Annotated in this window: 3 protein-coding genes; all 3 read left to right on the top strand. The window is 76.4% G+C overall.

From position 1 onward, the window contains the following. Window positions 1-431, top strand: a 431-nt coding sequence (locus tag AB0M46_RS51310) for an ATP-binding protein (RefSeq protein ID WP_363349068.1), incomplete at its 5' end; no start/stop codon positions are given. A gap of 118 nt (window positions 432-549) precedes the next feature. Next, window positions 550-1200, top strand: coding sequence for a response regulator transcription factor (locus AB0M46_RS51305; protein ID WP_363349066.1), 651 nt, complete (start codon window positions 550-552; stop codon window positions 1198-1200). A gap of 283 nt (window positions 1201-1483) precedes the next feature. After that, window positions 1484-1714, top strand: a 231-nt coding sequence (locus tag AB0M46_RS51300) for a hypothetical protein (protein ID WP_363349064.1), incomplete at its 3' end; no start/stop codon positions are given.

Below are 1714 nucleotides of genomic sequence, written 5' to 3'. Positions count from 1 at the left end.
GGCGGCTCGTGCACGACCTGCGCCCGCCCGCGCTCGACGACGTCGGCCTGGCCGGCGCGGTCGGGCAGCTGGCCGAGCGGCTGCGCACGCCGGGGCTCGCCGCCCGGGTCTCGGCGGACCTGCCGGAGGACCTGCCTGCGGCGGTGGAGGTGGCGGCGTACCGCATCGTCGCGGAGGCCCTGACGAACGTGACCCGGCACGCCGGCGCGAGCGCGTGCACGGTGCGGCTGGCCGCCGAGGACGGCACCCTCCTGGTCGAGATCACCGACGACGGCGCCGGCATCGCCCCCGGCACCCCGTCGGGCGTCGGGCTGGTCTCGCTGCGGGAGCGGGCGGCCGAGCTGGGCGGGCGCTGCGAGATCGAGTGCCCGGCGTCGGGCGGCACCGTCGTGCGCGCCCGCCTGCCCCTGACCCCGGCGGTACGCTCGTGATCCCCCGCACCCCCGAGCATTGGAGCCCCGGCGTGAGCGGTACGGAGCGCAGCGGAGTGGCCGCTCACCATGGACTCAGGTTGTCGCGCCGCTGCCGCAGCGTTGCGGAGGCGGCGACGTGAGCGGCGATCCGATCCGGGTGCTCGTCGCCGACGACCACCCGATCTTCCGCGACGGGCTGGCCGTGCTGCTCGGCTCGGTCGGCGGCATCGACGTGGTCGGCACGGCCGCCACCGGGCGCGAGGCGGTCGAGCTGGCCGTGCGGCTGCGGCCGGCCGTCGTCGTCATGGACGTACAGATGCCGGATCTGAACGGCATCGAGGCCACCCGGCGGCTCGCGGCCGAGGCCCCCGAGGTCGGCGTCGTGGTGCTCACCATGTCCGAGGACGACGGCACCGTGTTCACCGCGGTGCGGGCCGGCGCCCGGGGGTACCTCGTGAAGGGCGCCGAGCAGGAGGAGATCGTGCGGGCGATCAACACCGTCGCCTCGGGCGGGGCGGTGTTCGGCGCGACCCTGGCCCGGCGCATCGCCGAGTTCTTCGCCGCCGGGCCGCCGGCCCCCGCCGAGGCCTTCCCGGAGCTGACCGCGCGCGAGCGGGAGATCCTGGAGCTGCTCGCGGCCGGCCGCTCCAACGCCCAGATCGCCCAGGCGCTGTACTTGTCCCAGAAGACGGTCCGCAACAACGTGTCGAACGTCTTCGCCAAGCTGCAGGTGGCCGACCGCGCCGAGGCCATCGTCCGGGCCCGCGAGGCGGGCCTCGGACGCTAGGGAGCGCTCCAGCATCCGCTCTCGCGAAGCCCTCCGCGGCCGCCTCGGCGCCGAGCTCACGGCGCGGTTTCGCGCGTCACGTCTCGAGCGAGCCGCCGCGGCCCCCGAATCCGTCCAGTGGCCACACGGTACCCCCGGCGGGTGACAGGGGTGTGGATCACCGTCACCGCGCTCGGACCGCCTCGTTACCGGGGACAGCTAGGTACCCCCCACCCAGCGAGCGGACGGACCCCAGATGAGACCCGGCGTCGGCGGCGCACACAGATCCCGTGAACGGTGGCTCATGGCCTCCGCGCCGCTCACCCTGACCGCCGCGGCCGCGGTGCTGCTCGGCGGCCCTCCGCTCGGCCTGAGCGTGCCCGCCGCGGTGCTGCTCGCCGCGGCCGCCTGCGGCGTGCTGCACGCCGCCTGGCTGGTGCGCCTGGCCGTGGGCGAGCACCGCCCGGCCCCCGCGCCCCTGCGTGAAGTCGGCGACGCCGCCGTTGGCGGTGGCGGTGGCCGACGCCTTGCCGTC

It is taken from the genome of Dactylosporangium sp. NPDC051485 (genome assembly GCF_040682015.1).
GTDB lineage: Bacteria > Actinomycetota > Actinomycetes > Mycobacteriales > Micromonosporaceae > Dactylosporangium.
The sequence above is the reverse complement of the archived record's forward strand: the minus strand, read 5'-3'. Positions and strand labels throughout refer to the sequence as shown.